Origin of the sequence: Rubrimonas cliftonensis (assembly GCF_900107585.1) — a bacterium.
Lineage (GTDB): Bacteria > Pseudomonadota > Alphaproteobacteria > Rhodobacterales > Rhodobacteraceae > Rubrimonas > Rubrimonas cliftonensis.
Genome location: NZ_FNQM01000025.1, coordinates 22,279 through 34,716, shown reverse-complemented (window position 1 = coordinate 34,716; position 12,438 = coordinate 22,279). Strand labels below are relative to the sequence as shown.

13 protein-coding genes and 2 tRNA genes are annotated in these 12,438 nt (G+C 73.2%); 10 read left to right on the top strand and 5 right to left on the bottom strand.

Annotation, left to right across the window (positions count from 1 at the left end; translation table 11 throughout):
* Positions 1-228 precede the first annotated feature (228 nt).
* Positions 229-303, bottom strand: a tRNA-Gly gene (locus tag BLW43_RS19935).
* Between the two features lie 242 nt (positions 304-545).
* On the opposite strand from BLW43_RS19935, the gene BLW43_RS19930 reads away from it, so the two are divergent.
* The 5 genes from BLW43_RS19930 to BLW43_RS19910 all read left to right on the top strand — a co-directional run bounded on the left by BLW43_RS19930 (position 546) and on the right by BLW43_RS19910 (position 3,313).
* Complete coding sequence (locus BLW43_RS19930) at positions 546-1,454, top strand: thioredoxin family protein (protein WP_093256152.1); 909 nt, start codon at positions 546-548, stop codon at positions 1,452-1,454.
* 8 nt (positions 1,455-1,462) lie between these two features.
* Positions 1,463-2,122 (top strand): LON peptidase substrate-binding domain-containing protein, encoded by a 660-nt coding sequence (locus BLW43_RS19925; protein ID WP_093256150.1) that lies wholly within the window; start codon positions 1,463-1,465, stop codon positions 2,120-2,122.
* On the top strand, positions 2,119-2,304 hold the full coding sequence (locus tag BLW43_RS19920) for a hypothetical protein (protein WP_093256149.1): 186 nt from the start codon (positions 2,119-2,121) through the stop codon (positions 2,302-2,304). The genes BLW43_RS19925 and BLW43_RS19920 overlap by 4 nt, the downstream gene beginning before the upstream one ends.
* Entirely contained in the window at positions 2,301-2,510 is a 210-nt protein-coding gene (locus BLW43_RS19915) for a Trm112 family protein (RefSeq protein ID WP_093256147.1), read from the top strand. The genes BLW43_RS19920 and BLW43_RS19915 overlap by 4 nt, the downstream gene beginning before the upstream one ends.
* 227 nt (positions 2,511-2,737) lie before the next feature.
* A complete protein-coding gene (locus BLW43_RS19910; protein WP_093256156.1) occupies positions 2,738-3,313 on the top strand; it encodes a uracil-DNA glycosylase family protein in 576 nt (191 codons plus the stop codon).
* Positions 3,314-3,349: 36 nt separating this feature from the next.
* Here BLW43_RS19910 and BLW43_RS19905 read toward each other — a convergent pair whose 3' ends face one another.
* Positions 3,350-4,114, bottom strand: a complete 765-nt coding sequence (locus BLW43_RS19905) for an IclR family transcriptional regulator (RefSeq protein WP_093256146.1) — start codon at positions 4,112-4,114, stop codon at positions 3,350-3,352.
* A 262-nt stretch (positions 4,115-4,376) separates the two neighbouring features.
* Between BLW43_RS19905 and BLW43_RS19900 the strand changes: the two genes are divergently transcribed.
* Genes BLW43_RS19900 through BLW43_RS19885 form a run of 4 tightly spaced genes read left to right on the top strand, consistent with a single transcriptional unit; the run spans position 4,377 to position 8,437 of the window.
* Positions 4,377-5,366 carry an ABC transporter substrate-binding protein gene (locus tag BLW43_RS19900; RefSeq protein ID WP_093256144.1) on the top strand — a complete coding sequence of 330 codons (990 nt, stop codon included), beginning with the start codon at positions 4,377-4,379 and terminating at the stop codon, positions 5,364-5,366.
* Between the two features lie 7 nt (positions 5,367-5,373).
* Positions 5,374-6,141, top strand: a complete 768-nt coding sequence (locus tag BLW43_RS19895; protein ID WP_093256143.1) for an ABC transporter ATP-binding protein — start codon at positions 5,374-5,376, stop codon at positions 6,139-6,141.
* Positions 6,074-6,907 carry an ABC transporter permease gene (locus BLW43_RS19890; protein ID WP_093256141.1) on the top strand — a complete coding sequence of 278 codons (834 nt, stop codon included), beginning with the start codon at positions 6,074-6,076 and terminating at the stop codon, positions 6,905-6,907. Before BLW43_RS19895 ends, BLW43_RS19890 begins: the two co-directional genes overlap by 68 nt.
* Before the next feature lie 24 nt (positions 6,908-6,931).
* On the top strand, positions 6,932-8,437 hold the full coding sequence (locus BLW43_RS19885; RefSeq protein WP_093256140.1) for an amidohydrolase family protein: 1,506 nt from the start codon (positions 6,932-6,934) through the stop codon (positions 8,435-8,437).
* A 314-nt stretch (positions 8,438-8,751) separates the two neighbouring features.
* Here the strand turns inward: BLW43_RS19885 and BLW43_RS19880 are convergent.
* From BLW43_RS19880 to BLW43_RS19870, 3 genes are all read right to left on the bottom strand, one after another.
* Positions 8,752-8,826: transfer RNA gene (locus BLW43_RS19880), tRNA-Gln, on the bottom strand.
* Positions 8,827-8,895: 69 nt separating this feature from the next.
* Positions 8,896-9,690: an SDR family NAD(P)-dependent oxidoreductase gene (locus BLW43_RS19875; RefSeq protein ID WP_093256138.1), complete on the bottom strand. Its 795-nt coding sequence runs from the start codon at positions 9,688-9,690 to the stop codon at positions 8,896-8,898.
* Entirely contained in the window at positions 9,687-10,925 is a 1,239-nt protein-coding gene (locus BLW43_RS19870) for a capsular polysaccharide export protein, LipB/KpsS family (protein WP_175479019.1), read from the bottom strand. Before BLW43_RS19870 ends, BLW43_RS19875 begins: the two co-directional genes overlap by 4 nt.
* 166 nt (positions 10,926-11,091) lie before the next feature.
* Between BLW43_RS19870 and BLW43_RS19865 the strand changes: the two genes are divergently transcribed.
* Complete coding sequence (locus BLW43_RS19865; protein ID WP_175479018.1) at positions 11,092-12,390, top strand: capsular biosynthesis protein; 1,299 nt, start codon at positions 11,092-11,094, stop codon at positions 12,388-12,390.
* Positions 12,391-12,438: the final 48 nt, after the last annotated feature.

Sequence of the window (12,438 nt, the reverse complement as noted above, 5' to 3'; positions counted from 1 at the left end):
TCACTGCTCTCGGTACATCCATCACCAAGGCCATGGGATGAGTCCCTCTGCGGAAGAGGGAACTCCGCCAAAACGGTGATTTGCACACTAGAGCCTCTCCGAGGAGAACCATGGGCGCGTGGCTTTGAAGACGGCGACGGGGACGGTCGGCAAGCGAGCGCCGAAGGGCAGATGGAGGAGAGTTTCAGTCCGGGGCTTCTGTCCCGCCTCTCATGCGCTTAATGACACTGGAGCGGGCGATGAGATTCGAACTCACGACCCCAACCTTGGCAAGGTTGTGCTCTACCCCTGAGCTACGCCCGCATTCGCAGTGTGGCCGGGGTTATAGAGATTCTCCGGCGGGGCGCAATACCCCTTCGAACGGTTCCCCAGGCCAGCGATGATCGCGGCCCGCCACCCACGCGGAGCGCCGCATGCACGCGCGACGGGCGGCCCCGTTGCGACTTCGGCCGCCCTCGCGCTAAGTGTCGTGCAAGAGACGGCGCGCCCGCGCCGGCGCGCGGTCCGCGCGCCGGTCGGCGCCGCGGATCGAGGGAAGCCCGACGATGCTGGAACTTGGCGCAAAGACTGCCCCCGCGGCCCCCGCCGCGGTGAAGGACGCAACCGACCAGAGCTTCATGGCCGACGTCGTCGACGCTTCGCGCGAGGCCGCGATCATCGTGGATTTCTGGGCGCCGTGGTGCGGCCCGTGCAAGACGCTGACGCCAGCGCTCGAAGCCGCCGTCGCCAGGACCGGCGGCCGCGCGAGGCTCGTGAAGATCGACGTCGACGCCAACCAGATGGTCGCCAGCCAGCTGCGGGTGCAGTCGATACCGGCCGTCTTCGCCTTCGTCGACGGCCAGCCCGTCGACGGCTTCATGGGCGCGCTGCCGGCCTCGGAGGTCGAAGCGTTCGTCAAGCGCGTCGCGGCCATGGGGCCGGGCGGCGACCCGATTGCAGATGCGCTCGACCAGGCCGACGCGATGCTGGAGGAAGGCGCGGCGGCGGACGCCGTCGAGGTCTACGCCGCCGTTCTCGGCGAAGCGCCCGACACGCTGCGCGCGACAGGCGGCCTCGCCCGCGCCTGCATCGCGCTCGGCGACATGGATCGCGCCCGCGCGCTGCTCGACGCCGTGCCGCCGATCAAGGCGCATGAGGCGCCGATCCAGGCCGCCCGCTCCGCGCTCGACCTCGCCGAGCAGACCGCGGAGGTGGGCGAGACCGCCGAGCTGCGCGCGCGCCTCGACGCGGACCCGAACGACCACCAGGCGCGCTTCGACCTCGCGCTGGCGCTGATCGCCGCGCGCGACAACGCCGGCGCGCTGGACGAGCTGCTGGAGCTCTTCCGTCGCGACCGCGAGTGGAGCGACGGCGCGGCCAAGACCCAGCTCGTGAAGTTCTTCGACAGCCTCGGCCCCAAGGATCCGCTGGTCGCCAGGGGCCGTCGGCGCCTCGCCTCGATGATGTTCGCCTGAGCGCCCCGATGATGCGTCGCTTCAAGCCCGCCGACCTGCCCGAGACCCTCGCGGTCTTTCCGCTGCCCGGCGCGCTGATGCTGCCCCGCGCCCGGCTGCCGCTCAACATCTTCGAGCCGCGCTATCTCGCGATGCTCGACGACACGCTGAAGTCCGAGCATCGGCTCATCGGCATGATCCAGCCGCTCGAGAGCCGGGGCGACGGCCCACCCACTCTGCGCCGCATCGGCTGCGCGGGCCGCGTCACCTCGCTCAGCGAGACCGAGGACGGGCGCTATCTCATCGCGCTCACCGGGATCTGCCGCTTCCGCGTAAAGGGCGAGGTGGAGGGCTTCACTCCCTACCGCCGCGTCACGGCCGCCTGGGAGGGGTTCGAGCGCGACCTTGCGCCCTCAGACGAGGACCCCGCCTTCGACCGCCCCGCCTTCCTCGACCTGCTCGGCCGCTACTTCGAGGCCGCAAAGCTGTCGAGCGACTGGGACAGCCTGCGCGAGGCGGACGAGGAGATGCTGATCAACTCGCTCTCCATGCTCTGCCCCTTCGCGGTGGAGGAGAAGCAGGCGCTGCTGGAGGCGCCGCGCCTCGCCGAGCGCCGCGAGACGATCTGCGCGCTGATGGAGTTCGCCATCGCCTCGCGCTCCAGCGGCGAGAGCGGGCCGGTGCAATGACCGCGCGCGCCGAGGGCCTGCGGGCGGCGAGGGCGGCGCTCGCGTGCCTTGCGGCCGGGACGGGGGCGGGCGCGCTTTTCGGGTTCGGCTGCGCCGAGGGCGCGCTCGCCGGGCTGCTGGTCGGTCGCTGCGCGATCGCCGCCGCGGCGCTTGCGCGCACCGCGCGAGGGGCGGCGCAATGACCGGCGACGTCCCCATGGCGCCTCGCGCCGCGCCCGACGTCGACCGGCGTATGCTGGAGAGCCTCGTCTGTCCGATCACGCACGGACCGCTGAGGTTCGACGCCGAGCGCGGCGAACTCGTCTCGCGCCATGCGGGGCTCGCCTTCCCCATCCGCGACGGCATCCCGATCATGCTGGAAAGCGAGGCGCGGAGGATCGAGGACTGACGGAACGGCCGCACCACTGCGGGGCGGGGCCCAAGGCCGGGTCCGAGGCTGGGCCAGAGGCTGGGGCTGGGTCAGGAGCGGGCGCCGCCCGGCCCGCGGCCCTGCGCCGAACGGCGGGCGAAGGCGGGGCGGGCGCAGGCGGCGCGGCGACGCCAGGAGCCGCGGCCCGCGACCCCGCTCCCGAATGGACGCCCGACCCGTTTCCAGCCGGCTCGCTCGAGGCGCGCATCGCCGCCTGCCGCCTCTGCGCCGACCGCTTCGCCGCCACCGCCACGGCCCACGCGCCGCGACCGGTGGTCTGGTTCCGGCCCGGCGCGCCCATCCTCGTCGCCAGCCAGGCGCCCGGCCTGCGCGTCCACCGCGCCGGTCTGCCGTTCTGGGACCGCTCGGGAGACCGCCTGCGCGCATGGCTCGGCGTCGATCGCGAGACGTTCTATGACCGCGACCGCATCTCCGTCGCGCCGGCGGCGTTCTGCTTTCCCGGCTATGACGGGAAAGGGGCCGATCTTCCGCCGCCGCCGATCTGCGCGCAGACATGGGGAGAGGCGGTGCGTCGGCGGCTTTCGGGCGCGCGGCTGCGGGTGCTGATCGGGGGCCACGCGCATCGGCTGCACCTCGGCGCCCGCATGCCGGTCACGGAGACCGTCCGCGGCTGGCGCGCCCATGCGCCGACCGCCTTCCCCCTGCCCCATCCCTCCTGGCGCAACACGTCCTGGCTCAGGCGCAACCCGTGGTTCGAGGCGGAACTCCTGCCGGCGCTGCGCGCCGCCGTCGCGCGGGCGCTGGCTCCCGACGCTCCCTGACGCGGCGCCGCGCGCCCGCGCGCCCCGGTTCCGCCGTCAGTCGGGCACGGGATAGCTGCGCGCCCCGAGCAGCAGCGAGAGGCGCTGCGCGTGGTCGTGCAGGATCGCGACGGTGTCGCGCAGCGCGGTCTCGGGCAGCAACGCGGCGGGCGCGACGACGCCGAAGGCCGCGCAGAGCGCCTCGCCCCGGCCGAAGACGGGAACGGCGCAGGCCGCAAGCCCCACCACCGTCTCGCCGCGCGCCTCCGCCCATCCCTGCGCGCGCACGCGGCTGAGCGTCTCCCGCAGCGCGTCCCGGTCGGTGATCGTGCGGGGGGTGAGGCGCGGCAGCGCCACGGCGTCGAGCGTCGCGCCGCCCGCACTCTCGGGTCCGAAGGCCAGCAGCACCTTGCCCGACGCCGTCGCGTGCAGCGCCAGCCTGATCCCGACGCGCCACTGCGACTCCTCGAAATGCGGCCCCTCCACCGCGAGGATATGGCGCGAGCAGTCGTCATGCCGCACGCTGATGAACACCGAATGCCCGGTCAGCTCCGAACAGGCCCGAATCACCGGCACGGCCGCGCGGGCGAGCGGATTGCCGTTGATGTAGCGCACGCCGATCGCGAAGGCCTCGACGCCGACGGAGTATCGGCGGGTGCGGGGGTTCTGCACGAGCAGGCCGGCTCGCCGCATCGAGGCGAGAATCCGCGAGACATGGCTCTTGTTGAGCGCGAGGCGCTCGGCGATCTCCACGACGCCCAGCGGCTCCTCGACATCCTTGAACAGCGACGCGACGCGCAGCGCGGTGTCGAGAGACTTCACGCGGCGCCTCCGGAAGCCCCTGAGCAGACCGAGGCGGGAGCAAAAAATGTGCAGTCGGCGCGCTGTGGCGAAGCGCGGGGCGTCATGCGCATAACTGGTTTGCTATGATGCTTACTCGTCGCCTAAGATGGAACCTTGTTTCCATATAGGGAACTGATCTCGACGTCGAGGCCGTGGCGCAGACGCGCCTCGACGTCGCCGCGAGGCCCTTCGACGCCTCCGCGGCCGGCCCGGCGGCCACCGCGCGACAGAGGAGAAAGACATGTCCCGCCGCATCCTGCCCGCCCCAGCCGCTCTCGCGCTTGCGTTGACGGCTGCGCCCGTATTCGCCGCCGACGTGGTGTCGTTCCAGACCGACTGGATCCCCTCCGGCGAACACGCCGCCTATTACGGCGCCTGGGAGAAGGGCATCTACGCCGAGCACGGCATCGACATCACGATCACGCGCGGCTACGGCTCGGGCGACACCGTCACGAAGCTGGCCGCCGGCGGCTTCGACTTCGGCGTGGCCGACATCGGCGCGGTGCTGACTGCGAAGGCGCGCCAGGGCGTGCCCGTCACGGTGATCTCGACGCTCTACACCCACTCGCCGCATTCGCTGTTCGTGCTCAAGAGCTCGGGCATCACCGACTTCTCGGGCCTCGACGGCAAGCGCATCGGCATCACGCCGGGCAACAGCCACAAGGTCTATTTCCCCTACATCGCCGAGCAGTCCGGCACCGACGCCTCCACGATCCGCTGGGTCAACATGGACGGCGGCGCGATGGCGGTGCAGCTGATCGCCAAGAACATCGACGCCGCGCCGTTCTACGCCATGCACCACTATTTCCAGAACAAGGCGGCGATGAAGGCGGGCGAGGAGATCGTCGTGCTGCCCTTCGTCGACGCGGGCTTCGCGATCTACGCCGCCGGCCTGATCACCTCCGACGACCTCATCGAGGAGAACCCCGACCTGGTGCGCCGCTTCCTCGCCGCGACCATGCAGGCGTGGGAGTGGGCGCGAGAGAACCCCGAGGAGGCCTGCGAGCTGCACGTCAAGCGCATCCCCGAAGTGGCGCTCGACGACTGCATGGGCTCGCTGCGGGCCACGCTGGGCTATGTCTTCAACGACCACACCGCCGAGGTCGGCGTGGGCCGCACCGACCCCGAGCGCGTCGCCGCGACCTGGGAGGCGGTTGCGGTCGCCAATGATCTCGACCTGACATGGGCCCCGGCGCAGGCGTTCGACACCTCGCTGCTGCCGGCGGAATGACGCGGCCGTGATCGGGATCGAGTCGGTCTCGAAGGCGTTCGGCGCGCGCGACGGCTCGCAGGTCGTCGCGCTTCAGGACGTGTCGCTCGCCTTCGACCGCAACGAGTTCGTCTGCCTTGTGGGGCCGTCCGGCTGCGGCAAGTCCACCCTGCTGCGCCTGGTGGCGGGGCTGGTCGAGCCCAGCGCCGGGCGCGTGACGATCGAGGGCGCGGCCGTCGACGGGCCGCGCGCCGACACCGGCATCGTCTTCCAGTCGCCCACGCTGCTGCCCTGGGCGAGCATCCTCGACAACGTGCTGTTTCCCGCGCGCATGATGAACGTCTGCACGCCCGACGCCGTGCGGCGCGCCCATGCGCTGCTCGATCTGGTCGGCCTCGCCGAGTTCGCCGGCAGGCATCCGCGCGAGCTGTCGGGCGGGATGCAGCAGCGCGCGGGGATCGCCCGGGCGCTGGTCCACCAGCCCGACATCCTGCTGATGGACGAGCCGTTCGGCGCGCTCGACGCGCTGACGCGCGAGGAGCTCACGCTGGAGCTGCTGCGCATCTGGTCCGACCAGCCCAAGACGATCCTGTTCGTGACGCATTCGATCCCGGAGGCGGTTCTGCTGGCGGATCGGGTCGTCGTCCTGTCGCCGCGGCCCGGCCGCGTCGCCGATGTCGTGAAGGTCGGGCTCCCGCGGCCGCGCAGCTTTGCAATGGAGGCCCATGATGAGTTCCAGAGATGCGCAGGCCGCATCCGCAGTCTCATCTTCGGCGACCGCGCCACCGCGGCGTAGCGTACGCCCGCCGGCATGGGCGCTGGACGCCGTCATCCCCGTTCTGGCGCTCATCGGGCTGGTGGCGGTCTGGGAGCTGTCGGTGTGGTTCTTCGCCATCCCCGGCTATCTGTTCCCCGCGCCGAGCGTGATCTGGGCCGAGATGGTCGAGAACGCCGGCATGATCTGGGGGCACACGCTGGCCACGACGCGCACCGTGGCGCTCGGCTTCATCGCCTCGATCGTGATCAGCCTGCCGCTGGCGGTGGCGATCACCTCGTCGCCGCTGATGGCCAACACGATCTACCCGTTCCTGGTGCTGACCCAGTCGATCCCCAAGGTCGCGCTGGCGCCGATCCTTGTCGTCGTGATGGGGGCCAACGAACTGCCGCGCGTCGTGATCACCTTCCTCGTGGCGTTCTTCCCGCTGGTGCTGGCGACCGCCGCAGGTCTGCAATCCGTCCCGGCCGAGCTGATCGAGTTGGGCCGCGCCTGCCGCGCGAGCCGGTGGAAGGAGCTGATCCGCATCCGCCTGCCCTATGCGGTGCCCTTCGTGTTCTCCGGGCTCAAGGCCGCGGTCACGCTGTCGGTGGTGGGCGCGGTGGTCGCCGAGTTCGTGAACGCCGATCGCGGCCTCGGCTATCTGATCGTCACGTCGACCGCCTTTTTCGAAGTCGCGCTGGCCTGGGCCGCGCTGATCGTGCTGTCGGTGCTGGGCATCGTGCTGTTCCAGATCGTCGCCGTCGTCGAGCATGTCCTTTTCCCGTGGTCCGCCGGCAAGACCTGACCGCGATCCGATCGGAGCCCCGCCATGACCACCTCCAGAACCATCGTCCGCGGCGGCCTGCTGCTCGACATCGAGGCGCGCAGCTGGAACGCCGCCGACATCCTGATCGAGGGCGACAGGATCGCCGAGATCGGCCCGCCGGGCATGGCCGCCCCTGAGGATGCGCGCCCGCTCGACGCCGCGCGCCGGCTGATGCATCCCGGCCTCGTCAACGCCCACACCCACGGCCATGGCGGCCTCAGCAAGGGCATGGGCGATCTGTGGACGCTGGAGCTGCTGCTCAACGCCGGGCCCTGGGTCTCGGGCGGGCGGCTGCTGGAGGACAAGTATCTCTCCACCTTCATCGGCGCGGTCGAGATGCTGATGAAGGGCTGCACCGCCGCCTATGACCTGTCCTTCGAGTTTCCCGCGCCCACGCCCGACGGCATGCAGGCCTGCGCCTCGGCCTATGCGGACGCCGGGATGCGCGCCGTTGTCGCGCCCATGGTGGCCGAATACTCGTTCTACGACGCGATCCCGGGCCTCGCCGACGCCGTTCCGGCCGAGCTGCAGCCGGAGCTGGCGCGTTTCAGGCTCGCGCCGGCGGAGGCCTGCCTTGCGGCCATGCGCGAGATCTTGCGCGACTGGCGCCACGACCATGACCTCATCCGTCCCGCGATCGCGCCGACGATCCCGCACCATTGCAGCGACGCCTTCATGCTCAACTGCGGGCGGCTGGCGCGCGAGTTCGGCCTCGGCCTGCACAGCCATGTGCAGGAATCCAAGGTGCAGGTGATCTCGGCGATGCGCATCTATGGCAAGACCCAGACCGCGCATCTCGACGCGCTCGGCCTGCTGGGCCCGGACTTCACCGTGGCGCACGGGGTCTGGCTCGACGACGACGACATGCGCCGGCTCGGCGACCGCGGCGCGTCGGTCGCGCACAACCCCGGCAGCAACATGCGGCTGGGCAGCGGCCTCGCCGACGTGCGCGGCATGATCCGGCGGGGCGTCAACGTCGGGGTGGGAACCGACGGCGCGAACTGCTCGGACAATCTCAACGTCTACGAGGTCATGCGCCTCGCCTCGCTGGTCTCCAAGGTGCAGGGGCCCGACACCGCCGCATGGCTGACGACGCAGGAGGTCGCGCTGGCCGCGACGGTCGGCGGCGCCCGCCTGATGGGGATGGAGGGTCTGATCGGGCGCATCGCGCCGGGCTACAAGGCCGACATCGTGTTCCTCGATCTCGACCACCCCAACTGGATGCCGCTCAACGACGCGGTGAACCAGCTCGTCCACACCGAGGACGGTTCGGCGGTGCGCTCGGTGATGGTCGGCGGCGTCCTGCGCGTCGAGAACGGCCGACCCACGGGGGTGGACCTTCCGCGGCTCGCGCAGAAGGTGGAGGCCGCGCGCGCGCGTCTGGAGGACGCGACGCAGGACGCCCGCAGGCTGGGGGCGCTGCTGGCCGACACGGTGAACCGGCACTGCCCGAACCTCGCGCGTCACCCCTACCACATCGATCGCTACGGCGGCTGCGCGACGCGGTGAGCGGCGCCGGGCCTGGCGGCGAGGCGCGGTCGGCCCCGCAGGCCCCTCGTCTCGTCGCCGCCCGCCACGCCGGCTCAGGGTGACGCCGCCGCGACCGGCGGGTTCAGCTTCCGCGCCGGCGCGGACCGATGTCCGGAGTGCGCGCCCCGATACCAGACCCCGCCCCGCCCGTCGTCGCGAGCAGACCGACCCGAGGGCGGCGGACCCTGACGAGCCCCGCGACGCGGCCTGCGCCGCAGTCGACCAGCCACACGCCCATGGGAGCCGGCCGGCTCCGCAGACGGCGTTGAAGATCAATGGCTTGGCGGGAAAGGTGGCTGGGGCGCCTGGATTCGAACCAGGGAATGGCGGTACCAAAAACCGCTGCCTTACCACTTGGCTACGCCCCAACGCGGGCGGGAACATAGGCCCGGCCGCACCGCTGCGCAACGGCGGCGCGCGCCCCGCCAGCGGGCGGCCTAGGGCGCGTCGTCGCCGCGTTCCGGCGCGATCTCGGCGGCGAAGCCGCGCGTCGCCCAGTCCGACAGCCGGGGCGGCAGCCGGGCGCCCAGCCATGTCAGCAGCGCCAGCGGCCAGGGGAAGGTGATGAGCGGCCTGCCCCGCTCCAGCCCGCGCGCCATGATCTCCGCCGCGCGGCCGGCCCCGATCTCGAACGGCTTCGCGCCCTTGTGGCGGGCTGACATCGGCGAGGTGACGAAGCCCGGGCAGATGACGCAGACCAGCGCGCCGCGCGGGCCCAGCCGCCCGCGCAGGGCGGCGCCGTAGGCGCGCACGGCGGCCTTGCTGGCGCTGTAGGCCGGCATGTCCGGCAGCGGGCGCAGCGCCGCCATCGAGCTGACCAGCGCGATCGTCCCCGCCCCGCGCGCCGCCATCGCGCCGGCGAGCGGATCGACGGTGTTGAGCATCCCCAGCACGTTGATCTCCCACACGCGCCGCGCCTCGGCCGCGGTCTCGTCGCGCCCGCCGGGCCGCGTGCCGGAGGAGACGCCGGCGTTGGCGACGAGCAGATCGACCGGAGACGCCGCGTCGAAGGCCCCCAGCGCGGCGGCCATGGCGGCGGCGTCGCAGACGTCGGCCTGCGCGATCTCCACCGTCGCGCCGCGCGCGCGGCAGGCCGCCGCGGTCGCCGCCAGCCGCCCGGCGTCGCGCCCGGTCAGCAGCAGTTCGACGCCGGGCGCGGAGAGCCGCTCAGCCAGCGCGCGGCCCAGCCCGCCGGAGGCGCCGGTGAGGACGATGCGGCGGAAGCGGCTCATGGCGTCCCCCCTCCGGATCCGGGCGCGCGGCGCAGGATCAGCCGGGCCGCGCCCTCCGCGCCCACCGCCATGCCCGGCCCGTCGAAGGCGCCGGGCGTCTGGATCTCCGCCGCCATGCGGTCGACGAATTCGGCCACGCGCGCCGGCGAAGGCGCCTGCGGGGCGCGCCAGAAATCGTCCAGCGGCCCCGGGTGGGTCAGCGGCCCATAGACGGCGCCGCCGAGCGCGGCCGCGGGCGTCCCGGCGCGCAGGGCGGCGAGCCCCACGGTGGAGTTCACCGTGACCACCCCGGCCAGCTGCGGAAACAGCGGCTCCACCGCGCCGCCGTCCAGAAACAGCGCCCCGCCCGCCGCCGCAAGCCGCGCCCAGCGCCAGGGCTGCGGATCGAGCGGATGCGGCTTCACGACCAGCCGGGCGCCGGCCGGCGCCGCCCGCGCGAAGGACGCCAGCGCCGTCTCCAGCGCCGCGCGCACGCCGCCCGCCGGTCCGCGGTCGCGGATCTGGAAATCGGTCTCCAGCTGAAGCGCGAACAGGAACAGCGGCGCGCCCCGCGCCTGCGTCGCAGCCATCTCCCGCAGGGCCTGCGCCCGCGCCGCCCGCCGCGCCGGCCAGCGGGCGAGCTTGCCGCCCCAGCCCAGCCACTCCGCCAGCGGGTTGGCGAGCGCATGGCGGCGATAGCCGGGGTAGAGCGCCCAGCCTGCCGCCAGCGTCGCGAGATCATGGGCGACGTCCATCGCCGCCCATGCGGCGAAGGGCGCGCCCTTCTCCGCCGAGGCCGGCGCCGCCGGCGGTCGCGGCGCGGACCAGTCCGGCCGCCAGGCGCCCAGCGCGTCGGGCTCCAGCGTCAGCCAGCCGGGGCGCAGCCAGCCCTGCTCGACGACATGGACCAGCGCGCCCGCCTTCCGCGCCTGCGCGAAGCCCGCCCGGTGCAGCGCCCGCCCGTCGCCAAGCCCGACGACGTCGGTCGCGCCAGTCTCCGCCAGCATCCGGGCGCAGGCGGCCGGCCATTGCGCCAGCGGGCCGCGCCAGCGCAGCGCCGGCCGGCCGATCCAGTGCAACTCGTCGCCAGGGCAGAACAGGACGCGGCGCGTCTCCGCCCCCATCGCCTCCAGCGCGTCGGAAAGCCGGGCGAAGAACGGCGACCGCGGCCCCTGCAGAAGCAGCACGCGCCGCCCCGCCCCCGGCGCAGGCGCCGGGGCGGTCGGGCGGTTCGCGGTCATGGCGGCGGCGCGCATGTCTCCCGCATAGGCGCTCCGCCCCGCCGCGCCAAGCGCCCGCACCCGCGCGCAGACCCGCGCGCAGACCCGCGCGCAGACCCGCGCCGCGTTGACATCCCCCGCAGCGCGCGGCAATCGGGCGTCAGCGGGGGCGAGAGGCCGCTCCCGCCGCTTGGAGCCGCCCGTGCCGCCCGCCCGAACCATCCTCTTCCTTCAGGGCCCTCCGGGGCCTTTCTGGTCGGAGCTGGCCGACGCCGCGGCGCGGCGCGGGGCGCGGATCGTGCGCGTCAACCTCAACGCCGGCGACGCGCTGGCGTGGCGGCGGCCCGGCGCGCTGAACTATCGCGGCGGCCTGAAGCGCTTCCGGCGCTGGCTGCTGGCGCTCGTCAGGGAGAAGGGCGTCACCGACATCCTCTATTTCGCCGACCGGCTGCCCTATCACCGCATCGCAGCCGCCGTCGCCTGGCGCGTGGGGGCGCAGGCGCATTCGGTTGAGTTCGGCTATCTGCGGCCGGACTGGCTCACGCTGGAGCGGTGGGGCGGCGGCGCGTATTCGCGCTTTCCGTCCGACCCCGCGCTGTTCCACCCGCCCGGCCCCGCGCCGGAGATCCGTGCGCGCTACGCCCATCCCTTCGCCGTCGAGGCCTTGAACGAGGTCGCCTACAACCTCGCCGCGACGTTCGGCCGGCCGCTCTATCCGCGCTACGTCTCCGATAAGTATTACCCCGTCCTCTTCGACTACCTGTGCTGGGCGGCGAAGCTCGCCCGCGGGGGGGGCCGGGCGGCGCGCGGCGTCGGCGCCGGCGTGGCGGGGCACCTGTCGGGGGCCTTCTCCTTCGCCCTCGTGGCCCTGCAGCTCCAGAGCGACTACCAGCTGCGCGCCAGCGCCCCCTACCGCCATCAGGCCGACATGCTGGAGGAGGTCGTCGCCAGCTTCGCCGCCCATGCGCCGGAGGGGATGCGGCTGCTCGTCAAGCAGCACCCCCTCGACAACGGGTGGGAGGGCTGGCGTCGGCGCGTCGCGCGCATCGCAGGGGCCTGCGGCGCCGGCGAGCGTGTCAAGGTGATCGACGGCGGAGACCTCGGCAGGCTCATCGCGCGGGCCAGCGGCGTGGTGACGATCAACTCCACCGTGGGCGTCCATGCGCTGCGCGCGCTGCGGCCGGTCAAGGCGCTCGGCGCGGCGGTCTACGACGCGCCGGGGCTGACCGACCCCGGCCCGCTCGACCGCTTCTGGGCCGCCCCGACCGCGCCCGACCCCGAGACCGTGGCGCGCTTCGTCGCGACGCTGGAGCGCGAGACGCAGATCCGCGGCTCGTTCTACGACGCCGAAGGGCGCGCGGTCGCCGCCGCGGCGATGGCGGAGCGGATCATGGCCGGGCGCGTCGGCCCGCTGCTCGACGACGACGGCGGCGCGCGCCCCGCCGCGACGCCGCGCCTGCGCGCCCTGCGCGCGGCGCGCCTGCGCATGCGTCGGGGCTGAACGGCCGCGTCTCGTACGCCGGGCGGCCGCCTGCCCGCTCGCGACGCC

What these genes read in the sequence shown, in the direction of transcription:
- BLW43_RS19930 (WP_093256152.1), top strand. Translation starts at nt 546, where the DNA reads ATGCTGGAACTTGGCGCAAAGACTGCCCCCGCGGCCCCCGCCGCGGTG.
- BLW43_RS19925 (WP_093256150.1), top strand. Translation starts at nt 1,463, where the DNA reads ATGATGCGTCGCTTCAAGCCCGCCGACCTGCCCGAGACCCTCGCGGTC.
- BLW43_RS19920 (WP_093256149.1), top strand. Translation starts at nt 2,119, where the DNA reads ATGACCGCGCGCGCCGAGGGCCTGCGGGCGGCGAGGGCGGCGCTCGCG.
- BLW43_RS19915 (WP_093256147.1), top strand. Translation starts at nt 2,301, where the DNA reads ATGACCGGCGACGTCCCCATGGCGCCTCGCGCCGCGCCCGACGTCGAC.
- BLW43_RS19900 (WP_093256144.1), top strand. Translation starts at nt 4,377, where the DNA reads ATGTCCCGCCGCATCCTGCCCGCCCCAGCCGCTCTCGCGCTTGCGTTG.
- BLW43_RS19890 (WP_093256141.1), top strand. Translation starts at nt 6,074, where the DNA reads ATGAGTTCCAGAGATGCGCAGGCCGCATCCGCAGTCTCATCTTCGGCG.
- BLW43_RS19885 (WP_093256140.1), top strand. Translation starts at nt 6,932, where the DNA reads ATGACCACCTCCAGAACCATCGTCCGCGGCGGCCTGCTGCTCGACATC.
- BLW43_RS19875 (WP_093256138.1), bottom strand. Translation starts at nt 9,690, where the DNA reads ATGAGCCGCTTCCGCCGCATCGTCCTCACCGGCGCCTCCGGCGGGCTG.
- BLW43_RS19870 (WP_175479019.1), bottom strand. Translation starts at nt 10,925, where the DNA reads ATGCGCGCCGCCGCCATGACCGCGAACCGCCCGACCGCCCCGGCGCCT.